This window comes from Lederbergia lenta NBRC 16444 (assembly GCF_001591545.1).
GTDB lineage: Bacteria > Bacillota > Bacilli > Bacillales > Bacillaceae_C > Lederbergia > Lederbergia lenta.
The window spans coordinates 188,955-209,954 of record NZ_BCVC01000004.1; the positions used below are offsets into that span (position 1 = coordinate 188,955).

General features: G+C 38.4%; 21 protein-coding genes. All 21 read left to right on the forward strand.

The window, feature by feature from the left end:
• Window positions 1–206: 206 nt before the first annotated feature.
• Window positions 207–1,490 (forward strand): transcription termination factor Rho, encoded by a 1,284-nt coding sequence (rho, locus tag BLE01S_RS14930; protein ID WP_066143950.1) that lies wholly within the window; start codon window positions 207–209, stop codon window positions 1,488–1,490.
• A 166-nt stretch (window positions 1,491–1,656) separates the two neighbouring features.
• Window positions 1,657–1,857, forward strand: coding sequence for a 50S ribosomal protein L31 (gene rpmE, locus BLE01S_RS14935; RefSeq protein WP_066143956.1), 201 nt, complete (start codon window positions 1,657–1,659; stop codon window positions 1,855–1,857).
• A 213-nt stretch (window positions 1,858–2,070) separates the two neighbouring features.
• On the forward strand, window positions 2,071–2,673 hold the full coding sequence (locus BLE01S_RS14940; protein ID WP_066143959.1) for a thymidine kinase: 603 nt from the start codon (window positions 2,071–2,073) through the stop codon (window positions 2,671–2,673).
• A gap of 845 nt (window positions 2,674–3,518) precedes the next feature.
• A complete protein-coding gene (locus tag BLE01S_RS14945) occupies window positions 3,519–3,764 on the forward strand; it encodes a hypothetical protein (RefSeq protein ID WP_066143961.1) in 246 nt (81 codons plus the stop codon).
• An 18-nt stretch (window positions 3,765–3,782) separates the two neighbouring features.
• On the forward strand, window positions 3,783–6,053 hold the full coding sequence (locus BLE01S_RS14950) for an MMPL family transporter (RefSeq protein WP_066143964.1): 2,271 nt from the start codon (window positions 3,783–3,785) through the stop codon (window positions 6,051–6,053).
• A gap of 297 nt (window positions 6,054–6,350) precedes the next feature.
• Window positions 6,351–7,421, forward strand: coding sequence for a peptide chain release factor 1 (prfA, locus tag BLE01S_RS14955; protein WP_066143966.1), 1,071 nt, complete (start codon window positions 6,351–6,353; stop codon window positions 7,419–7,421).
• Between the two features lie 10 nt (window positions 7,422–7,431).
• Complete coding sequence (gene prmC / locus BLE01S_RS14960; RefSeq protein ID WP_066144151.1) at window positions 7,432–8,283, forward strand: peptide chain release factor N(5)-glutamine methyltransferase; 852 nt, start codon at window positions 7,432–7,434, stop codon at window positions 8,281–8,283.
• Between the two features lie 107 nt (window positions 8,284–8,390).
• Window positions 8,391–9,176 carry a stage II sporulation protein R gene (gene spoIIR / locus BLE01S_RS14965; protein ID WP_066143969.1) on the forward strand — a complete coding sequence of 262 codons (786 nt, stop codon included), beginning with the start codon at window positions 8,391–8,393 and terminating at the stop codon, window positions 9,174–9,176.
• Between the two features lie 387 nt (window positions 9,177–9,563).
• Window positions 9,564–10,640 (forward strand): L-threonylcarbamoyladenylate synthase, encoded by a 1,077-nt coding sequence (locus tag BLE01S_RS14970; RefSeq protein WP_066143972.1) that lies wholly within the window; start codon window positions 9,564–9,566, stop codon window positions 10,638–10,640.
• A 120-nt stretch (window positions 10,641–10,760) separates the two neighbouring features.
• Complete coding sequence (locus BLE01S_RS14975; protein WP_066144154.1) at window positions 10,761–11,276, forward strand: manganese efflux pump MntP; 516 nt, start codon at window positions 10,761–10,763, stop codon at window positions 11,274–11,276.
• 129 nt (window positions 11,277–11,405) lie between these two features.
• Window positions 11,406–11,831: a low molecular weight protein arginine phosphatase gene (locus tag BLE01S_RS14980; RefSeq protein WP_231955858.1), complete on the forward strand. Its 426-nt coding sequence runs from the start codon at window positions 11,406–11,408 to the stop codon at window positions 11,829–11,831.
• A gap of 22 nt (window positions 11,832–11,853) precedes the next feature.
• On the forward strand, window positions 11,854–13,146 hold the full coding sequence (locus tag BLE01S_RS14985) for a methyl-accepting chemotaxis protein (protein ID WP_066143975.1): 1,293 nt from the start codon (window positions 11,854–11,856) through the stop codon (window positions 13,144–13,146).
• Between the two features lie 56 nt (window positions 13,147–13,202).
• Window positions 13,203–13,646 (forward strand): ribose 5-phosphate isomerase B, encoded by a 444-nt coding sequence (gene rpiB / locus BLE01S_RS14990; protein ID WP_066143978.1) that lies wholly within the window; start codon window positions 13,203–13,205, stop codon window positions 13,644–13,646.
• A gap of 217 nt (window positions 13,647–13,863) precedes the next feature.
• Window positions 13,864–14,406: a TIGR01440 family protein gene (locus tag BLE01S_RS14995; RefSeq protein ID WP_066143981.1), complete on the forward strand. Its 543-nt coding sequence runs from the start codon at window positions 13,864–13,866 to the stop codon at window positions 14,404–14,406.
• Window positions 14,407–14,619: 213 nt separating this feature from the next.
• The gene (gene glyA, locus BLE01S_RS15000; protein WP_066143983.1) at window positions 14,620–15,855 is read left to right on the forward strand and encodes a serine hydroxymethyltransferase; all 1,236 of its coding nucleotides are present in this window, start codon (window positions 14,620–14,622) and stop codon (window positions 15,853–15,855) included.
• Between the two features lie 585 nt (window positions 15,856–16,440).
• On the forward strand, window positions 16,441–17,070 hold the full coding sequence (gene upp, locus BLE01S_RS15005; RefSeq protein ID WP_066143987.1) for a uracil phosphoribosyltransferase: 630 nt from the start codon (window positions 16,441–16,443) through the stop codon (window positions 17,068–17,070).
• Window positions 17,071–17,087: 17 nt separating this feature from the next.
• Window positions 17,088–18,233: a non-hydrolyzing UDP-N-acetylglucosamine 2-epimerase gene (gene wecB / locus BLE01S_RS15010; protein WP_066143993.1), complete on the forward strand. Its 1,146-nt coding sequence runs from the start codon at window positions 17,088–17,090 to the stop codon at window positions 18,231–18,233.
• Between the two features lie 496 nt (window positions 18,234–18,729).
• Complete coding sequence (locus BLE01S_RS15015) at window positions 18,730–19,107, forward strand: ATP synthase subunit I (protein ID WP_066143996.1); 378 nt, start codon at window positions 18,730–18,732, stop codon at window positions 19,105–19,107.
• A 21-nt stretch (window positions 19,108–19,128) separates the two neighbouring features.
• Window positions 19,129–19,839, forward strand: coding sequence for a F0F1 ATP synthase subunit A (gene atpB, locus BLE01S_RS15020; RefSeq protein ID WP_066144000.1), 711 nt, complete (start codon window positions 19,129–19,131; stop codon window positions 19,837–19,839).
• A gap of 59 nt (window positions 19,840–19,898) precedes the next feature.
• Window positions 19,899–20,111, forward strand: a complete 213-nt coding sequence (atpE, locus tag BLE01S_RS15025; protein ID WP_066144004.1) for a F0F1 ATP synthase subunit C — start codon at window positions 19,899–19,901, stop codon at window positions 20,109–20,111.
• Window positions 20,112–20,491: 380 nt separating this feature from the next.
• Window positions 20,492–20,998 (forward strand): F0F1 ATP synthase subunit B, encoded by a 507-nt coding sequence (gene atpF / locus BLE01S_RS15030; protein ID WP_066144008.1) that lies wholly within the window; start codon window positions 20,492–20,494, stop codon window positions 20,996–20,998.
• The last annotated feature ends 2 nt before the right edge of the window (window positions 20,999–21,000 follow it).

Consider the following 21,000-nt stretch of genomic DNA (forward strand, 5'->3'; position numbering starts at 1 on the left):
TATCTGAGGTAGTCTGAAGGGGACAGACCTACTTTACAAGAATCATATTATTCATATACACTGTTACATGGGATGAAGCTCCTTTACCAACCGCTTCTGATTCCTCTATTTAAAACTGTCAAAATTTATTCCTCATTTACAAGATCTCAACGAGAGTTTTAGTTTTATTGAAAACTCTTTTAAAAATAATAAAGAGTGGTGTCGAAATGGCTGAATTAACAATTTCGTTGCTAGAAGATATGAAACTGAAAGAACTTTACGAGTTAGCTCGTGAATACAAGGTTTCTTATTACAGCAAATTGACAAAAAAAGAATTGATTTTTGCTATCCTTAAGGCGAGAGCTGAACGGGAAGGCTTTTTCTTCATGGAAGGTGTTCTAGAAATTATCCAATCAGAAGGATTTGGCTTTTTAAGACCGATTAATTATACGGCCAGTTCTGAAGATATTTATATTTCTGCTTCCCAAATACGCCGCTTTGATTTGCGTAATGGAGATAAAGTTTCGGGTAAAGTCCGTCCTCCAAAGGAAAATGAGCGTTATTTTGGTTTATTACATGTGGAAGCAGTGAATGGCGATGATCCTGAAACGTCAAAAGACCGTGTTCACTTTCCAGCTTTAACACCGCTTTATCCTGACCGTCAAATTACTTTAGAAACCACACCAAGTAATTTATCTACGAGAATAATGGATTTAGTTTCGCCGGTTGGTTTTGGACAGCGTGGTTTAATCGTTGCTCCTCCAAAAGCAGGTAAAACGATGCTATTGAAGTCGATTGCTAACTCGATTACAACGAATCATCCCGAAGCAGAACTAATCGTACTTTTAATTGATGAGCGTCCAGAAGAAGTAACAGATATCGAACGTTCCGTAAATGCTGAAGTAGTTAGCTCTACCTTTGACGAAGTACCGGAAAACCATATTAAAGTAGCGGAGCTTGTGCTAGAGCGTGCAATGCGTCTTGTTGAACATAAGCGAGATGTTGTGATTTTAATGGATAGTATTACAAGGTTGGCACGTGCTTATAACTTAGTCATTCCGCCAAGTGGTCGTACATTATCCGGGGGTATTGACCCTGCAGCATTCCATCGTCCTAAGCGCTTTTTCGGAGCCGCTCGTAATATTGAAGAAGGTGGCAGCTTAACCATTTTAGCAACAGCACTTGTCGATACCGGTTCGCGGATGGATGATGTGATCTATGAAGAGTTTAAAGGAACTGGAAACTTAGAACTTCACTTGGATCGTGCCCTTGCTGAAAAAAGAATTTTCCCAGCTATCGATATTCGTCGCTCAGGAACGAGAAAAGAAGAACTACTCGTACCGAAGGCTAAGCTTGAGAAGCTATGGAAAATCCGTAAAGCGATGTCTGATTCCCATGACTTTGCTGAGAAATTTATGCGTAAGTTAAAACAATCGAAAACAAATGAAGAGTTTTTTAATACATTGTCGACTGAAATGAAAGGCAAGACAAATACTAAAAGCCTTTTATAATACTTGGTGCACTCATAAAAAATAAATGAAAAACATTGCAATTTTAATATGTACTTGTTATAATTAAAAATGTAATTTTTAAGATGAATGTGAGCAGATTTTGCTTCACATCGTTATAGATAACTCTGTTTCAGCAAATGATTCAGGGCAAAGGAGATGAAAGATAATGAAAGCAGGAATTCATCCGGAATATAAAACAGTTACAGTGAAATGTGCATGTGGTAACGAATTTGAAAGTGGTTCTGTCAAAGAAAACGTACGTGTTGAAATTTGCTCAGAATGCCACCCATTCTATACAGGCCGTCAGAAATTTGCTTCTGCAGACGGACGCGTGGATCGTTTCAACAAAAAATACGGTCTTAAGTAATCAAAAGTGTAATTTAAAAAACAGGCAAGAATACTTGCCTGTTTTTTTATTGCCAGAAATCATATTTTATAGTGAAAATATAATCAAATACGGCAAGGATTTGAATTTTCATTGTCCTCATACTTCTCGTATTCGTACACCCACAAACCCTTAAATTCCTCGCATCATGGTTAAGGTAGAGTTTTTTAATTGGATTGAAAGGCGGTCACCACAATGGATTTAATGAAACAATCGGGATGGATTGAAGTTATTTGCGGAAGCATGTTTTCGGGAAAATCGGAAGAACTCATCCGCCGAGTAAGACGAACACAATTTGCAAAGCAGAGTATCATGGTTTTTAAACCACAATTAGATGATCGCTATAGCGTGACAGAGGTTGTATCGCATAATGGCACATCAGTTATGGCGCAGCCGATAGCCGCATCAGCGGAGATTTTAAAGGAAGTTCAGGCCGATATAGATGTTGTCGCAATTGATGAAGCGCAATTTTTTGACGAAGGCATTATTGAAGTTGCTCAACAGCTCGCTGATAGTGGTCATAGAGTCATTATTGCCGGGCTTGATCAAGACTTCCGTGGTGAACCATTCGGGCCGATGCCGAGTTTAATGTCAATGGCAGAACAAGTGACAAAGCTTCATGCAGTATGTGCAGTATGCGGATCTCCTGCAAGCAGAACGCAACGTCTCATTAATGGCAAACCAGCATGCTACGGTGATCCAGTAATTCTAGTTGGGGCCGCCGAATCCTATGAAGCAAGATGTCGCCACCACCATGAAGTGCCAGCTGGAATTAGCGCAGACTTATGTAAACAATAAAAAATAGAATATATTATCTTACGAACCAGCCTCTATTTATTGAGAGCTGGTTTTTTTTGATTACCGAACGTTTCGTGAAATGGGGGTTCTTGGTCAGTGCTCATTAAAAAAAAGAACAGAAGAATAAAGAACGAAAACAAACACTTTGTACAGAGGAAATAAAAATCAAAAAAGAGATGAGGTATTCATTTCTAATAACACAATTTCGTGCGTTAAAACAAATTGATGTTACAGTTACATTACAATGAAAAATGGATTTTAGCCAAAAGGCTGAATTTTAAAGTATATAGAATAAAGACAGCCAAGCATGCTTCTCTGATATCAAGGAGTAATTTTAACAGGCTGTTTTTGGAAGTTTTAATATTACATTTATGTTACAGAGTTATGTTGATTTAGTAACTTCGTTTGAAAATCTTAACTTGCCTATTATTTCTTTCTGTGTTAAATTTCAAATTAATGATAAAAAATGGATAAAATAGGGTTGTAAGGAATTGAAAGGAGGAAAATAACGATTGAGCATTCTGCAAATGTAATTCCATATTTTTGTCATATGACAACTAGACAACTGTACTTAATGTGCAATTCCTGTAGAAGCTCGCTTTCCCTCTGTCACTTGAATAGATTATACGAAAGCATATAGGAGTCAAACATCGTAAGAAAAATGAAAGTGCTTTATGTTCCATAGGCGATGCAGAAAATATTGAAGCATTCCGGGGACTATTTATATTTATTAGTGATCGCATGATAGAAAGGATCCGTTTTATTCTAAACTAAAGTAGGAGGATATTGCTAAACTCGATATTTTTAAAATACTATATAAAATATTACCTATTAGTAAAATTCCCTTGGAAATGGTAGAAGATTTAGAAGGGAGTTGGAAAAAACGTGAATATCATGTTCCACAATTAGTGTATACGTCAATGTTATTTGGTGCAATTTCTTCAAGATTGGTAGTGGATATTTTGGCCGGTAAAAAGCTAACTGAAAATGCTACGATTGATTTGCAAGGTTTATTTTTGAATAACGGAGAAAAACTTAAATTATCAATCACAAAATATAAGAAAATAATCTCATTAATTAAAGAGCTATAGTTAGGGAAGGGAGAAAATATGCACTATTTTTTCAATATGATCAGTAATATGATATCAAAACTAAGGTGGGGAATCGTTACAATATGGATTGTTATAGTGATTGTAGCGAGCATATTTGCTGGTCAATTGACCCCTCTCTTAAGCGGAGGTGGTTGGACTGTTGGCGGATCCGACTCCCTAAAGACAAATGAGTTACTAGCTAAAGATTTTACCGGAAGATCGGAAACATCTTTAACATTAGTAGTGAGGGATAATCAGCATCAGGTTGAAACAGAAGAATATAAACAAAAACTTCAAGAGACCCTTGATTATATTGAAAACAATGAGAAGTTAAAAGTAGCAAGTATGTATACTTATCTCAATGCTCCTGAACAAGCTAAAGATGGGTTAATTGGTGATGATTATACAACGATTGCTTTTGTAGGTTTTAATGAAGATGAAGGTTTTGCAAGAAATGAGCTACCTTCATTACAAAAAGATATAAAGAAACACTTCGAAAATGAAAAACTTGAAGTATATTTAGTGGGTGCAGCTTCGTTCTGGGGTGAAATTAATGTATTAAGTCAAGAAGGTTTAGCTAAAGCGGAATTAATTACCTTACCGCTAGTTTTGATCATTTTATTGCTAGTATTTGGTTCATTAGTGGCTGCATTAACTCCACTACTAGTCGCTGTTGCGTCAGTAGTAACAACTTTAGGGATTATGACCTTAATTGCACAGCAAACGGAATTATCAATATTTGTTACAAATGCTGCTACGATGTTGGGTCTTGGAGTAGGTATCGATTATTCTTTATTTATAGTTAATCGATTTAGAGAAGAAATTGGGAAGTATGGTGATAAGAAAAAGGCATTGTCGGTAACAATGAAGACTGCCGGACACGCCGTTTTCTTTTCAGCGTTAACAATTATCGCTTGTATGTCTGTTTTATTTATGGTCGATCTAGGAGTAATTCAATCGATTGCATTAGGAGCCATGGCGATTGTAGCAGTCACGCTAGTAGTAAGTTTAACTTTATTACCTGCTTTCTTGTATATTTTGGGTAATAATATTAACAAAGGGAAAATACCATTCTTAAACAAATCTAAAAATAAACAATCAAATTTTTGGCATAGCTGGTCACATAAAATGATGAAAAGACCAATGCTATTTTTGATTATTTCATTAATTATTTTAGGTGTAATGGCATTCCCTTCGAAAGATCTAAATACCTTTACACCTGATGCCCGAATTTTACCTATTGAGTCAGATTCGAGAAAGGGCTATGAGATCATACAAGAGGATTTTGGTGAAGGGCATACATCTCCTATATATGTGACAGTAGAATCCAAGAATAAAGGATTTGTGGAGCAGAAAAATGTAGAGTATCTAAGTAAGCTAACGACACAGTTGAAGCAATTAGATAATGTAGAAACGATAAATTCCTTGCCAATACTATTTGGAGATGTAGATACGGAAATTTTGGTTCAAACTTTAAGTGATTGGGATAGTTTGCCTGAAGATTTAAAGGGTTTGGTAAATAGATATATAGATAGGGGGAAAATGGTATCTATTGTTGAAGTTATTCCGGCGAAGTCAGCAGCTTCAATGGAAACAAGAGAATTAGTTTCTGAAATAAATAATACAATGGATGAGCTTAATCTACCAAGGGATCTAGATGCTTTTGTAGGTGGAGAAACAGCTGAAGGAATAGATAGCAATAAAGTGATCGAAGGAAGTTTTACTAAAGTGCTAGTTGTTATGCTTGTGATAGGTTATTTCATACTTTTAATTACTTTTAAAAGTGTATGGTTACCACTAAAAGCAATCTTAATGAACTTGCTTTCCCTTGGAGCGACTTATGGGATTCTAATTTTTGTATTTCAATACGGATATGGTGCAGGTGTATTAGGCTTTACTCCAGCTGATTATGTACAAAATTTTGTCCCGATCCTACTACTGACTTTATTGTTTAGTTTAAGTACAGATTATGAAGTATTTTTAATAAGCAGGATAAAAGAAGAATACGAAAAGAGCGGAGATAATGAAGAAAGTGTTGCAACAGGGCTACAAGCTACTGCACCAATGATTTCAGGTGCTGCCATGCTTATGATTGCTGTATTTGGCGCTTTTACAATAACAAGCGTTCTACCTATTCAACAATTAGGGTTGGGAATGGCTGTTGCAATCGCGATTGATGCTACAATTATTCGTTTAATTCTTGTTCCGGTATCAATGAAATTATTAGGAAATTTAAACTGGTGGTTCCCAAATAAAAAGGTAAAGCAACAAAAAGTAATATCAAAATAATCGAATGAAACTCATTATTAAGAGAAAACGAGCAAGCTACTGGGGCGAAAAGTATAGGTGCAGGTGTCACCTGACCCATGTCAAACCATAGAAAAGAATATTGTATCATTTTCCGAACCAGCCCCTATTTCAGGAGCTGGTTTTTTAGACATGCGTGAAATTGGGATCCAAAAACCAAGTAGTTATCCACTATTAATGCGGCATTTGCTAAAATAAAAATGAAATAACTTTGCATTGAAATAAGCGCACGTTATACTATAGTAGTGCACGTATGCAAACTACAGAGGTGAATAAATTATGTTCGACAAATTGCAGTCCGTGGAAGAACGCTACGATAAATTGAATGAGCTTTTGAGTGATCCGAATATTGTCAGTGACGCTGAAAAATTAAGGGATTATTCAAAGGAGCAATCTGCCATTGCAGAGACAGTAGAAGTTTACCGCGAATATAAGGAAGTTAAATCTCAATATAAAGATGCGAAAGACATGCTTGATGATAAATTAGATGCAGATATGCGTGAAATGGTGAAAGAAGAAATTGGTGAGTTAGAGGATCAAGTAGAGGAATTAGAAGCCCGTTTGAAAGTTTTACTTGTTCCGAAAGATCCAAATGATGATAAAAACGTTATTATGGAAATTCGTGGTGCAGCTGGTGGAGATGAAGCGGCATTATTTGCTGGTGATTTATACCGGATGTATAACAGATTTGCCGAGACGCATGGTTGGAAAACAGATGTCATCGAGACGCACTCAACTGGTGTCGGCGGTTATAAAGAAATCATTTTCATGATTAATGGAAAAGGCGCTTTTTCGAAGCTGAAATATGAGAATGGCGCCCATCGCGTACAACGTGTACCTGAGACGGAATCAGGTGGCCGTATTCATACTTCGACAGCAACGGTTGCTGTTCTCCCGGAAGCACAAGAAGTAGAAATTGATTTACATGATAATGATATCCGTGTGGATACATTTGCTTCAAGCGGACCTGGTGGACAAAGTGTAAACACAACGATGTCAGCTGTGCGTTTGACGCATATGCCTACAGGTGTTGTTGTGTCATGTCAGGATGAAAAGTCGCAAATTAAAAATAAAGAGAAAGCAATGAAAGTATTGCGTGCGCGTGTATATGATAAATTTCAACAAGAGGCGCAAGCGGAATATGATGCGAACCGTAAATCAGCTGTCGGTACAGGTGATCGTTCAGAGCGAATCCGTACGTATAATTTCCCGCAAAATCGAGTGACGGATCACCGGATTGGCTTGACGATTCAAAAGCTTGATCAAATTTTAGAAGGTAAGCTAGATGAATTCATTGATGCGTTAATAATGGAAGAACAATCAAGTAGACTTGAGAGTGTGGAAGAATAAGATGAAGCACATGAAACTGTTTGAAGCCCTCAAATGGGCTTCTTCTTTATTAAAGGATCATCATCGTGATGAAAACGCCGGTGAACTATTATTAATGTGGATATTAAATATGAATAGATCACAATTTTACGCTGAGCAGCGGATGGAATTGTCTTATGAAAACTGGGTGCGATTTGAATCGGCAGTTAAAGAGCATGTATCAGGTCGTCCGATTCAACACATCATTGGTTTTGAAGAGTTTTACGGTCGAAGATTTTTGGTGAATGAAGATGTTCTCATACCCCGACCGGAAACGGAAGAATTAATCGTTGCTGTTCTAGACAGGCTTAAAACACACTTTGGATCAACGGATAATCTAAAAGCAATCGATATAGGTACTGGAAGTGGTGCGATTGCAGTAACGTTGAAATTAGAAGCGCCAAAACTATCAGTAGCTGCTTCTGATCTATCTGACAAAGCTTTAGTCATAGCGAAGAAAAATGCAGCTGATTTAGAGGCTGAAATTGATTTCAAGCATGGTGATTTACTGCAACCATTTATGAAGACTGGGGAAAAGTTCGATATCATCGTTTCAAACCCACCTTATATACCTACTATAGAAGAAAAAGATCTATCGGATGTCGTCCGCGATCATGAACCAAATAGCGCATTATTTGGTGGTATCGATGGATTGGATTTTTATCGAAGGTTTGCAAATGATTTACCGAAAGTAATAAGTGGGACCGCATTGGTAGGATTTGAAATTGGTGCAGGTCAAGGAGAGGCAGTTGCTGGTTTAATGCGCACTGCTTTTCCAAATGGTCAAACAGAAATTATCTACGATATTAATGGGAAAGATAGAATTGTTCTGACACGAATATAAATGGCTCATTGCCCTATCGCGTTATAAGGAAAGGGAAAAGTATTTTTCTTTCTGTTTAAAAAAATGATCCCTTGTCCATACTGCCTTATAAGAGGGGGCAGATGGATATGTTAAATGATATGAAACAAGGATTCTATCAAAAAAATATTGCGTGGTTATATATATTTGTTTTAGTAATAGGAACAGTTATTAGTGTTGTTACGCCGAAACAAGAAATTGCATCAGCTGACGAAGCGGTAGTCATCCCAGAAGAGGCGATTCGCTTAAGAATACTTGCGAATAGTGATAGCGAGCAAGACCAAGAGGTAAAGCGAGCCATTCGTGATGCTGTCAATGTGGAAATCACCAATTGGGTGCAAGATTTAACATCTATTGATACGGCGCGCGATGTGATTACTTCACAGTTACAGGAAGTAGAGGAAATAGCTAGACAAGAACTTGCGCAGATGGGATTGGATTATTCCGTAAAAGTTGAATTTGGGGATGTAGAATTTCCTGCTAAGTTATATGGTCAATTTCTTTATCCGGCAGGCACATACGAAGCAATATTAATTACACTAGGTGAAGGCAGTGGCGCTAATTGGTGGTGCGTATTATTTCCGCCCTTATGTTTTCTAGACTTTTCAAATGGCTTAGCTGTAGGACCAGGATTTGATGATTCGGAGGAATCGGTTGAAACGAAAGATACGGAAGAAACAAAAGATATAGGGGACGCAAAAGAGGAAAAAGGAAAAATAGAGACCGGTCAACCTAATGTGGATAAGGAAAGCGATACTGTGGAAAAACCAAAAAAGACGCAAACTGAAGAGCAATCCGCACCATTAGTCGTAGATGATGAACAAAAAGTAGAAGTCCGGTTTTTCTTATCAGATCTTTTAGCAAAGATTTTTTAATCAAGAAAAGTAAGAGCATCCATTCAACTGGGGTTACAGGAAGTGGTGGTTTTAGTCGAGGAGCCCATTCTAAAGTCGAAAGTTGCAAAATGGATGAACCTTTATCCACATTGGGGATATTATCTTTTTCACAAGACTGATTCTCGTTATATCCACAATATAGTCCATCTATTCACATAGAAGCTGTGATTAATGGAAAAGCTTTCAAGTTATACACAAAAAAACGAGAAGTTATTAACAAAAACAAGGTACTTATTAACAATTTGTGTATAACTAAGAAAGGTTTTTCTAGGGGGAAATGAAAAACGGATTGCGAAATTTGTAGAAACATAGTATTTATCATATATTATAAAATTATTAACAAGTAATAGGAACGAGGCATTTATAATGAAAACTATTCACTGGATTGTGGATAAGCTTGAGGATAACATATCCACTTATCCACAAATCACAGAAGCGGCACAGTTTTTGAGTGATAATGAAGTGATTGCCTTTCCGACGGAAACAGTTTATGGTCTCGGAGCAAATGCAAAATCAGATGAGGCAATTGCTAAAATATTTGCGGCCAAGGGTAGACCCTCTGATAATCCACTGATTGTCCACATATCAACAGTTACTCAGCTTCATGAGTTAACAGATCATATTTCTGAACAGGCTAAACTGTTAATAAAGATATTTTGGCCAGGGCCACTTACGATTATTTTTCCAAAAAAAGAGCATTCCGTTTCTAAACTTGTGACAGCTGGGTTGGAAACTGTAGCTGTCCGCATGCCGGATCATCCAATTGCTCTTGATTTAATTTCTGCGTCTGGCCTACCGATTGCGGCACCTAGTGCGAACCGATCGGGCAAACCTAGTCCGACCACTGCGGATCATGTATTTTCAGATTTAAACGGTAGAATTGCGGGAATTGTCGATGGAGGAATGACGGGGGTAGGAGTGGAGTCTACTGTCATTGATTGCACAGGGGAAATACCGGTTATACTTAGGCCTGGCGGTGTATCGCAGGAAGAAATAGAAGCTGTGATTGGGAAGGTAAGAGTTGATCAAGCGCTGATAAATCAAGATGAAAAACCAAAATCACCGGGAATGAAATATACACACTATGCACCGGCTGCACCATTGTACTTAGTGGATGGAGAGCAGAAGTGGGTTCAGGGATTGATTAATCAGAAACAGGCAACAGGTCAGAGAGTAGGTATGCTTACTACAAATGAATCTGCGTCCATATATAAAGCGGATTATGTGCTAGCTTGTGGAAGTAAAAATGATTTAAAAACAGTGGCGCATGAGCTATATAATACATTGCGTGCTTTTGATGAAAGGAAGCCAGACCTCATTTTTGCGGAAGTGTTTCCTAGAATTGGTTTAGGTACTGCGTTAATGAATCGCTTAGAAAAAGCAGCAGGGCATAAATGGATCAGACAAATAGATGCTGATGATCCGAATCATATTCAATATTAGATTAATATAGTATATTATTAGTCTAATATTAAATTCTCCCACATATATTCCCTAAAGGCATGTCCTAAGGGGAAGGGAGAAGGGTATTTGGTGCTTCCGAAATTAATCACACTGTTGATTATGGCTTTTGCAATTGCAATGGATGCATTTTCAGTGGCATTAGGCATAGGTACTTATAAGCTTAGAATCCGGCAAATCTTTTACATAGGGCTGACAGTGGGACTGTTTCATATGATCCTACCTTTAGTCGGAATTTTTGCTGGACATTTATTGTCTGAAACATTTGGACAAATTAGTGCTTATGTTGGTGGGGCCCTTTTAATTTGTATCGGTTTGCAAATGGTCATTGCCTGTTTTCTAAATGGAAAATCTTCTGTCCCACTCCCAGTTGGCTGGGGTCTATTGTTATTTTCGCTAATTATAAGTCTCGATAGTTTTTCAGCAGGATTAAGCCTTGGGATGTTTGGTGTCAGGGCGGCAGCGACCGTTATTTGTTTCGGGATAGTTGCTACTTTTTTAACGTGGTCTGGACTAGTAATTGGTCGTAAATTTCAAAATTTACTAGGGGTATATGGAGAATTATTAGGCGGTTTTATATTAGTCATTTTTGGATTAAAATTACTATTACCATTATAATGACAGACAGCGGGAGGTTTTTGCGACGCTGTCTTTTTTTGTACACACTTTTTTCAGAATATATCGAGGAATGGACTTTAGTCCTAATGAAACATGTATTATAATGGAAGAATGAGGAGGATTTTTACATTGAATATTTTATTTGTATGTACAGGAAATACGTGCCGAAGTCCAATGGCAGAGGCTATTTATAACCATTTACTTCCGGGTGATACAGCGAAATCCGCAGGAGTATTTGCTGATGAGGGGGCAAATGCCGCATCAAATACAGTGAAGATTTTACAGGAAAAAGGAATTATGATAGATCATATGTCCCGATCATTAGAAGAGGAACATGTTAATTGGGCGACGCTTATACTTACAATGACATCAGGACATAAAGCATTAGTGGTGAACAAATTCCCTTGGGCGGCAGATAAAATATTTACAATGAAAGAATACGTGAACGGCAATCATGAGGACCTTGATGTTAACGATCCATATGGTGGAGACATGGATGTGTACAGAGCAACTTATACAGAACTACATGGGTTAATAAAGAAAATGTCAGAGTAATTTACATGTAGGGGAAGGATCGATGAAGATGAAAAAGAGAAAGTATAAGTTTGGGCTTCAGAAAAAATTAGTCATTTTTACGATAATGCTCGCACTTATTACTTATTCAACAAGTGCGCTATTTCTTTATATTGTATATCCTTATGTCACCAATTACATAAGTCAACAAGCCTTTACCATTTTAACATTGTTAATGGGAATAATTTGGTCAGGTATTCTGGCCTATGCGGCAGCGAGTATGATTATCAGGCCGTTACAGCGCTTGGAGCAGGCGGTCGTGCAAGCAGGTGAAGGGGATATTGAAACAGATGTAGATGTAAAAGAAGTCGATGATGAAATAAATTCTCTGGGACGGGCTTTTAATGTAATGCTTGGAAATCTGAGAGAGATGATCCATCATATTGATGATAATTTTAATAAAACGAATGAAAATGTCATTGCTATTTCGCAAAAATCAAAGCAAGCTGCTGAGGAATCTGAAAATGCCTCGCATACGATGGGAGAAATTTCTTCCGGAGCGGAAAGTTCTGCTGCTGCAATTCAATCGACAGCTGAATCTGTGGAGGATATCAGTGGTCTGGCGTTAGAAGTACAAGAGAAAGCGAAGGAATCTGAAAAAATGTCAACGGCTATGGTAGACGAGCTGTTGGATAGTAAACAAATTGTTCAATCGCTTGTAGATGGAATTGAGCGGCTCGCAGCAGAAAATCATACATCGTTAAAATCAGTACGCAAACTTGAAGGACATGCAAAGGAAGTAGAGCAGATTATTAAGTTAGTAGGAGATATTGCTAATCAAACGAATCTCCTTGCATTAAATGCTTCTATTGAAGCGGCGAGAGCAGGTGAGCATGGGCAAGGCTTTGCTGTCGTGGCAGAAGAAGTAAGAAAATTGGCTGATGAAAGTGCGACAGCGGTACAAGGCATTTCGGGATTGATCCAAAACATTCAATTAGAAGTAGGGAATGTTGTTGTGCAAATGTCCAACCAAGCTCAATCGGCTAACGAGGAAGCGTTAAAAGGAACAAAAACAAATGGAGTCATTGAAGAAATGACGACTACGATCCACCAAGTTGCTTCCTCTGTTCAAAGTATTTCAGGATTGGTTGATAAGCAAATGGAGAGTGTGCAAAAAACGTCTATCCAGTCGCAGGAAGTCGCAGCCATCGCAGAAGAAACATCAGCGGGCGCAGAAGAGGTCGCTAGAAAGTCAATAGAACAAGCATCAGATATGGAAGAAATAGACGCCCTTGCAGAGCAACTTAAACATCAAGCTAGCATATTAAAAGACACAATCACAAGATTCCATATATAATGGGGACAAGGTATTTTGGGACCTAGTCCCATTTTTTAATTAGAGGAGGCATAAACATGAAGGTGGCATTGGCGTCTGACCATGGTGGCATACGGATTCGTGAGGAAATTAAAAGTTTATTAGAAGAAAAGGGAATAGAATATGAGGATTTTGGCTGTGACTGTGAAAGTTCAGTCGACTATCCTGACTACGCTGTTCCAGTTGCTGAAAAAGTAGCAAAAGGTGAATTTGATCGTGGAATTTTAATATGCGGAACAGGTATTGGTATGAGTATTTCAGCTAATAAGGTAAAAGGAATTCGTTGTGCACTTGCTCATGACGTATTTAGTGCAAGAATGACAAGGCTTCACAATAATACGAATGTGCTAGCGATGGGAGAACGTGTAATTGGGATTGGTCTTGCACTTGAAATTGCTAAGACATGGCTTGAAACAGAATTCGAAGGCGGTCGTCATCAAACGAGAATTGGAAAAATTAGCGAATACGAAGAATCAAAATAAACCTTTTAAAAATCGAGGCACAAGGCCAATCCTAATCTTTGGAATTGACTTGTGCCTCGAGTAGTAAAAGTATGGTTATATTTTCTGTTTTCTAGGATTTCATCTAAAAGATAGTTGCTTTTGAATAGTATGAAAAACTACTATATATGTACCGAGCTACAGGCTAAATAAAAATAATCTATATGAATTGAGCAGCCTTCAAAAGGAAGTGAGTATCATGCAAATGGAAAAATTACGTGAAGAAATGCGATCGATTATGAGGGGTTGTCAAGAGCAAATAAAGTTAGCACCTGGCAGTGTTCTTGTTGTTGGTTGTTCCACATCGGAAGTCGCAGGCGCGAAGATAGGTACATCTGGAACGTTAGAAGTAGCTGCATTGATTTATGAAGAATTAAAAAGGTATGCGGACAATGAACATATTCATCTCGCTTTTCAATGCTGTGAACACTTAAATCGAGCGTTAGTTTTGGAAAGGTCTGTAGCATTAAGGAAAGCATGGGAAGAAGTTTCAGTGATACCTGCAAGGAATGCTGGAGGAGCCATGGCAACATATGCGTTTAGCCAATTTTCAGATCCAGTAGTGGTAGAGTGGATCAAAGCAGATGCAGGGATTGATATAGGTGATACTTTTATTGGTATGCATATTAAGCATGTGGCGGTTCCGATTAGAATCGGGCAAAAAGTACTTGGCGATGCACATATTACTATTGCTGTAGCAAGACCAAAACTAATTGGTGGAGCAAGGGCAATATATGAATGAAATCGAACAACTGCTTAATATTAATTGATAATATCTGGTTGTGAGCGATAGATAATGCCTTAAAACTGAACAATCAACAATGCATTTAATGATAATGTTAAGATTTTGCTATTTATAAAGTGGAAATACATTGGCAAACATGTCTCTGCATGGTAGAATGAAAAAGAATTTTTAATTACGTAAAAAACGGACGATTTGATGAGGGGGAGCGAAATGAGTAAAATTGCACAACAAGATCCACAAGTATATGAAGCAATTCAAAATGAATTGAAACGCCAACGGACGAAAATTGAATTGATTGCATCAGAAAACTTTGTTAGTGAAGCTGTAATGGAAGCACAAGGTTCTGTATTGACGAACAAGTATGCAGAAGGATATCCAGGACGACGCTATTATGGTGGTTGTGAGCATGTGGATGTAGTGGAAGATCTAGCGCGTGACCGAGCGAAAGAAATTTTCGGAGCAGAACATGTCAACGTGCAGCCTCATTCCGGTGCTCAAGCAAATATGGCAGTATACTTTACTATTCTTGAACAAGGTGACACAGTACTTGGCATGAACTTATCTCATGGTGGTCATTTGACACATGGTAGTCCAGTTAACTTCAGTGGCGTACAATACAATTTTGTTGCTTACGGAGTAGATGAGGAAAACCAAAGAATCGATTATGAAGATGTTCGCCAAAAAGCGCTTGAACATAAACCGAAATTAATTGTTGCAGGTGCAAGTGCATATTCACGCGAAATTGATTTTAAGAAATTCCGTGAAATTGCAGATGAGGTTGGAGCTTACTTTATGGTTGATATGGCTCATATTGCAGGACTTGTTGCTGTAGGTCTTCATTCTAATCCAGTCCCACACGCACATTTCGTTACGACAACTACACATAAAACATTGCGTGGACCACGCGGCGGTATGGTTCTTTGTAAGGCGGAATTCGGAAAGAAAATCGACAGTGCTGTATTCCCGGGTTTACAAGGTGGTCCTTTAATGCATGTAATTGCGGGGAAAGCAATTGCGTTTAAAGAAGCATTGACTCCTGAATATAAAACATACATCGAAAACGTTGTCGCTAATGCAAAACGTTTAGGTGAATCTTTAGAAAAAGAAGGATTCAATATCGTTTCTGGTGGAACTGACAATCACTTAGTGTTACTTGACCTGCGCCCATTTGGATTAACAGGAAAAGTAGCAGAAAAGGTGCTTGACGATGTAGGAATTACAGTTAATAAAAATACAATTCCATTCGATCCGGAAGGTCCATTTACAACAAGTGGTATTCGAATTGGTACACCAGCGGTAACTTCACGCGGATTTGGCTTAGAAGAAATGGATGAAATTGCCTCGTTAATTGGCTTCATTTTGAAAAACCGTGAAGACGAAGCAAAACTAGACGAAGCACGCAATCGCATTGAAACACTAACAGCAAAATTTGCATTGTATGAATAAAGAAAAGCGAAAGCGCCCGGTTAGCGACGTACAAACTAGAGGGATTCTGACGAGATAAAGGAAACACGGTGAGCCTGTAAGGCAAACCGATGTTGACTTATCGTAGGAAGAAGCGTGAAGTTTGCAAGTTGTTGGGCGCTGTAGCTAGACAATAAAGAAAAGCGAAAGCGCCCGTATATTGGCGATGAGCATGAGAGAAGCAGGCAAGAAGGTCGCACTTAACCTTCTTGCCTGCTTTATTTATGACCTTTAGCCCCACGGCGCATGGACTGGCTGGCTTTTTGCGAAGGTGAAGTCGTGAGAAAATGAGTTGACTTATCCATTCCCAAATTCACGTATGAATCCATTGGAAATAATTCAAATTGTTCAGAGTATATCTTCTCCTTTTTTATTTCAGCGATCGCAATTAAAATAAACGGAAAATGCAACTTGTCACATTTATTTTCCTTGCTGATTGTGTTTCTTTTCGGTAGAATAATCAACGACAAGTCGTTAATAGCGAGTGAGCACATATAAGCTGATTAATTAAGCTTGACTGCAGCATCCGTATTTTCGGCATGAATCATACTGAAGGAGAGATATCACATGGCCAAAGTGTATGTGTTCGACCATCCTCTCATACAACATAAAATAACGTATATACGGGATAAAAACACAGGAACAAAAGAATTTCGTGAACTTGTCGATGAAGTAGCAACATTAATGATGTTTGAAATTACAAGAGATATGCCACTTGAAGAGGTAGATGTTGAAACACCGGTAAGGGTAGCAAAATCGAATGTTTTAGCAGGCAAAAAACTAGGTATCGTTCCAATTCTTCGTGCAGGAATTGGGATGGTTGATGGCATTTTAAATTTGATACCAGCAGCGAAAGTAGGTCATGTTGGATTATATCGCGATCCAAAAACATTACTTCCTGTTGAGTACTACGTAAAACTTCCGCCAGATGTAGAGAACAGGGATTTTATTGTAGTTGACCCAATGTTAGCAACTGGGGGATCTGCAGTAGCGGCTATTGATTCATTGAAAAAGCGTGGAGCTAAGCATATTAAATTTATGTGTCTGATTGCTGCACCTGAGGGTGTGGAGGCAATGCAAAAAGCTCATCCAGATGTGGATATGTTTATTGCAGGGCTCGATGAAAAATTAGATGAAAAAGGCTATATTGTACCTGGTCTTGGTGATGCAGGCGACCGTTTATTTGGAACGAAATAAGAAGGAAGATGCTTGAAATGACAAAACGTGTGAAGGTAATGTCTATTTTTGGGACAAGACCGGAAGCCATTAAAATGGCGCCGCTTGTCCTAGAGCTACAGAAACGACAGGAAGAATTTGATCCGATCGTTGCAGTAACTGCGCAACATCGTCAAATGCTTGATCAAGTTCTGGAAATTTTCAACATCGAGCCGGATTATGATTTAAATATAATGAAAGATAGACAAACATTAATTGATGTGACAACACGTGGCTTAGAGGGGCTTGATCGCGTAATGAAAGAAGTAAAGCCAGACATCGTTTTGGTGCACGGGGATACTTCCACCACATTTATTGCGAGTCTTGCTGCTTATTATAATCAAATCCCTGTAGGTCATGTGGAGGCAGGTTTGCGGACATGGAATAAATACTCTCCATTCCCTGAAGAGATGAATCGGCAATTAACAGGTGTTATTGCTGATTTACATTTTTCACCTACAGAGTCTTCTGCTCAAAATCTTTTAAATGAAGGTAAAAGCAAAGAAGTTATCTATATAACAGGTAACACAGCAATTGATGCTTTGAAAACGACTGTGAAAGCCAATTACAGTCATAAAATACTGGATAAACTCGGGGATGACCGACTCATTTTATTGACAGCACATCGTCGTGAAAATATTGGTGAGCCGATGCAAAATATGTTCAAGGCAATTAAACGAATTGTCACGGAACAGTCGGATGTTCAAGTCGTATACCCAGTCCATTTAAATCCAGTGGTTCGTGAATTGGCAGATAAAATACTTGGTAATGATGAGCGTATTCATTTGATCGAGCCTCTTGATGTAATCGACTTCCATAACTTTGCGAATCGCTCCTATTTAATCCTCACAGATTCTGGAGGGGTGCAGGAAGAAGCGCCATCATTGGCTATACCAGTTCTTGTACTCCGAGATACAACGGAGCGACCTGAAGGAATCGAGGCCGGTACTTTAAAGTTAGCAGGAACAGAAGAAGAAACGATTTATCGCTTGGCATCCGAATTGCTTAACGATGAAACAGAATATGAAAAAATGGCACATGCTGCTAATCCTTATGGTGACGGTGATGCGTCATCGCGGATAGCAGATGCAATTCTCTATTATTTCAGCGCCCGTTCAGAGCGACCGGCACCATTTATAGGGTAATAGCATAAACGCAAATGCTGGTTAAATGACGTGTCAATTATGACGATAGTTTTTAAAAAAGACGGAGAGAATTCTTCGTCTTTTTTATTATGCAAATCCGAGCGCTACATTCGTGAAAAATGATGGAAATATGGCGATAAACGTTAATTTGATACACCCGCACATGTTGTCTGCGAACAAACTTGAAAAAACTGTTGAATTTTGATTTTTGATGATTCTGTGAACAAACAATAAAACAGTGAAAACCTTTCCGTAAATTAACTAAAAACGCATTGACTTTAAATAGGTGCTATTGTATGCTAACAAAGGGTATGGGCCATCGATATATGTAATTTTTATATACTAATAGCTTGAGCGCTCACAGGCTTTTTATGTAAAAGGAAATATAAGCGATCCAACAAACTCACAGTTTTTCATCGGACTTCTTCACAGCACAGCAATTTTTATAGCTGCGCTCCACAAAGTTCGACATTTCTTTTCAGGAGCTTAAAAAGACATGCCGGAACTCCAGCAATTATTCTACAGACACTGTAAGTACATACTATATCTATTAGCGATTTACTTTTTGGGATGGGGATTTACTGACTATAAAACTATATTTATGGGCTTGATCCTCGGAACATCTGTTAGCCTTTATAATCATTGGCTGTTATTAAGAAGAACGGTCCGCCTCGGCGAAGCAGTAGCTGAAGGGAAGAAAGTGTATTCCATGGGCACGTTAATGAGGATGGTAGCAGCAATCGTGGCAGTGTATGTAGCGATGAAATTCCCGGATGTATTTCACCTGATAAGCGTAATCATTGGAATAGTGACAGTTTATGCTGTTATTATGATAGATTTTGTTGTTCAACAAATTTTCAAATCCCGGAAATAGCGGGAAGAGAGGTGAACTTGATTGGAGCATGGAGCACCATTAGTAAAAATAGCAGGGCTTTGGTTTAACTTGTCGAATGTATTGATGATTACCGTTTCAGCAGTTATCGTCATTCTTATTGCGGTTCTATCTACTAGGAAGTTAGCAATGAAGCCGACAGGTATGCAAAATGTCATGGAATGGATCATGGATTTTGTGAAAGGTATTATTAAAAGCAATATGGATTGGAAAACAGGTGGTAATTTCCATTTACTTGGAATAACTTTGCTTATGTTTATATTCGTATCTAACATGCTTGGGTTACCATTTGCACTCATCGTCGGTGACGATCTTTGGTGGAAATCACCAACAGCTGATCCAGTTGTTACGTTGACTCTATCCGTCATGGTTGTGGCCTTATCTCACTACTATGGGGTGAAAATGAAAGGAGCAAAAGAATACGGTCGCGATTTCTTTAGACCAGTAGGATTTATGTTCCCGTTCAAAATTATTGAAGAGCTAGCAAACTCACTCAGCCTTGGTTTGCGTTTATACGGTAACTTGTATGCGGGTGAAGTATTGATCGCTTTATTAGCTTCGTTAGCAGCAACTGGTTGGATTGGTGCAGTAGGTGGATTTATTCCGCTTATGGTATGGCAAGGATTTAGTATATTCGTAGGAGCACTACAAGCGTTTATATTTACAATGTTAACGATGGTTTATATCTCGCATAAAGTGAGTTCCGACCATTAATATATAACCGTTCAATGAGCGGAAATCATATTTTTTATAACCCAAGGAGGAAATTTATAATGTATGCAATCGCAGCAGCAATCGCAATTGGTCTATCAGCTTTAGCAGCAGGTATTGGTAACGGAATGGTTGTTTCTAAAACAGTTGAAGGTATGGCACGTCAACCAGAAGCACGTGGTATGCTTCAATCAACAATGTTTATCGGTGTAGGTATCATCGAGGCGATTCCTATTATGGGTGCGGTTATCGCGTTCATGCTTCAAGGTAGATAATTATATTAATTCGTCCAGGTTCAAGCGGCGATCTTCCAAGCGGCGAAAAAACTGCATGGACGAGCTACGTTTGAGCCGGTGACACGAAGAAAATGGCGAAGCTCACTAGCTGAGAAACTTCGCCATTCCTTTATGTAAAGAATGAAAAGCGTAGGAGCTACAAGTATAAAGGCGTTGTTGACAGAAGGCCGTTTTCCGCTTCGAAAGCGATGAATGTATGACTTGAGTTCCTAAGCTAAGTGCTAGATAAATTAAAATTTTAAGGTTTGTAAAAAAGAACAAAAGCTTATATACGCCATGTCTTGTGTGGCGACGCCATAGTAACCCGCATCGTGAGGGTCTCGTATACGGGCCGAATTTTCGAAAGGAGTGAAGCAAACATGCTAGCCAACTCATTTGCACTTGGAGTCCAATTTAACGGCGGCGATATTTTATATACTCTTGCAGCTTTTGCCGTATTATTAATTATACTGAAAAAACTTGCATGGGGACCGCTAATGGGAATCATGATCCAACGTGAAGAACATATAGCGAATGAAATCGAAGCCGCAGAAAAAAGCCGTGCAGAATCTAATACATTACTCGAAGAACAAAAATCCCTTTTGAAAGAAGCTCGACTAGAAGCACAATCAATGATTGAAAATTCTAAGGAGCATGGGGAAGTTCAACGTGAAGAAATTATCCAACTCGCTCGTCAAGAAGCAGATCGATTGAGAGAGTCAGCTCGTATAGAAATTAATGAGCAAAAAGAACAGGCAATTGTCGCATTGCGCGAGCAAGTAGCTTCATTATCTGTAATGATTGCATCTAAAGTTATTGAAAAAGAATTGAATGAAGAAGATCAACAAAAATTGATCAATGAATACATTCAAAGGGCGGGAGAATAGCG

Coding starts and splice junctions, on each gene's coding strand:
- spoIIR (WP_066143969.1), top strand. CDS start 8,391: ATGTTAAATGATATGAAACAAGGATTCTATCAAAAAAATATTGCGTGG.
- prmC (WP_066144151.1), top strand. CDS start 7,432: ATGAAACTGTTTGAAGCCCTCAAATGGGCTTCTTCTTTATTAAAGGAT.
- upp (WP_066143987.1), top strand. CDS start 16,441: ATGGCCAAAGTGTATGTGTTCGACCATCCTCTCATACAACATAAAATA.
- prfA (WP_066143966.1), top strand. CDS start 6,351: ATGTTCGACAAATTGCAGTCCGTGGAAGAACGCTACGATAAATTGAAT.
- rho (WP_066143950.1), top strand. CDS start 207: ATGGCTGAATTAACAATTTCGTTGCTAGAAGATATGAAACTGAAAGAA.
- BLE01S_RS14975 (WP_066144154.1), top strand. CDS start 10,761: ATGGCTTTTGCAATTGCAATGGATGCATTTTCAGTGGCATTAGGCATA.
- rpiB (WP_066143978.1), top strand. CDS start 13,203: ATGAAGGTGGCATTGGCGTCTGACCATGGTGGCATACGGATTCGTGAG.
- rpmE (WP_066143956.1), top strand. CDS start 1,657: ATGAAAGCAGGAATTCATCCGGAATATAAAACAGTTACAGTGAAATGT.
- BLE01S_RS15015 (WP_066143996.1), top strand. CDS start 18,730: ATGCCGGAACTCCAGCAATTATTCTACAGACACTGTAAGTACATACTA.
- BLE01S_RS14985 (WP_066143975.1), top strand. CDS start 11,854: ATGAAGATGAAAAAGAGAAAGTATAAGTTTGGGCTTCAGAAAAAATTA.
- BLE01S_RS14970 (WP_066143972.1), top strand. CDS start 9,564: ATGAAAACTATTCACTGGATTGTGGATAAGCTTGAGGATAACATATCC.
- glyA (WP_066143983.1), top strand. CDS start 14,620: ATGAGTAAAATTGCACAACAAGATCCACAAGTATATGAAGCAATTCAA.
- atpE (WP_066144004.1), top strand. CDS start 19,899: ATGTATGCAATCGCAGCAGCAATCGCAATTGGTCTATCAGCTTTAGCA.
- atpF (WP_066144008.1), top strand. CDS start 20,492: ATGCTAGCCAACTCATTTGCACTTGGAGTCCAATTTAACGGCGGCGAT.
- BLE01S_RS14940 (WP_066143959.1), top strand. CDS start 2,071: ATGGATTTAATGAAACAATCGGGATGGATTGAAGTTATTTGCGGAAGC.
- BLE01S_RS14995 (WP_066143981.1), top strand. CDS start 13,864: ATGCAAATGGAAAAATTACGTGAAGAAATGCGATCGATTATGAGGGGT.
- wecB (WP_066143993.1), top strand. CDS start 17,088: ATGACAAAACGTGTGAAGGTAATGTCTATTTTTGGGACAAGACCGGAA.
- BLE01S_RS14950 (WP_066143964.1), top strand. CDS start 3,783: ATGCACTATTTTTTCAATATGATCAGTAATATGATATCAAAACTAAGG.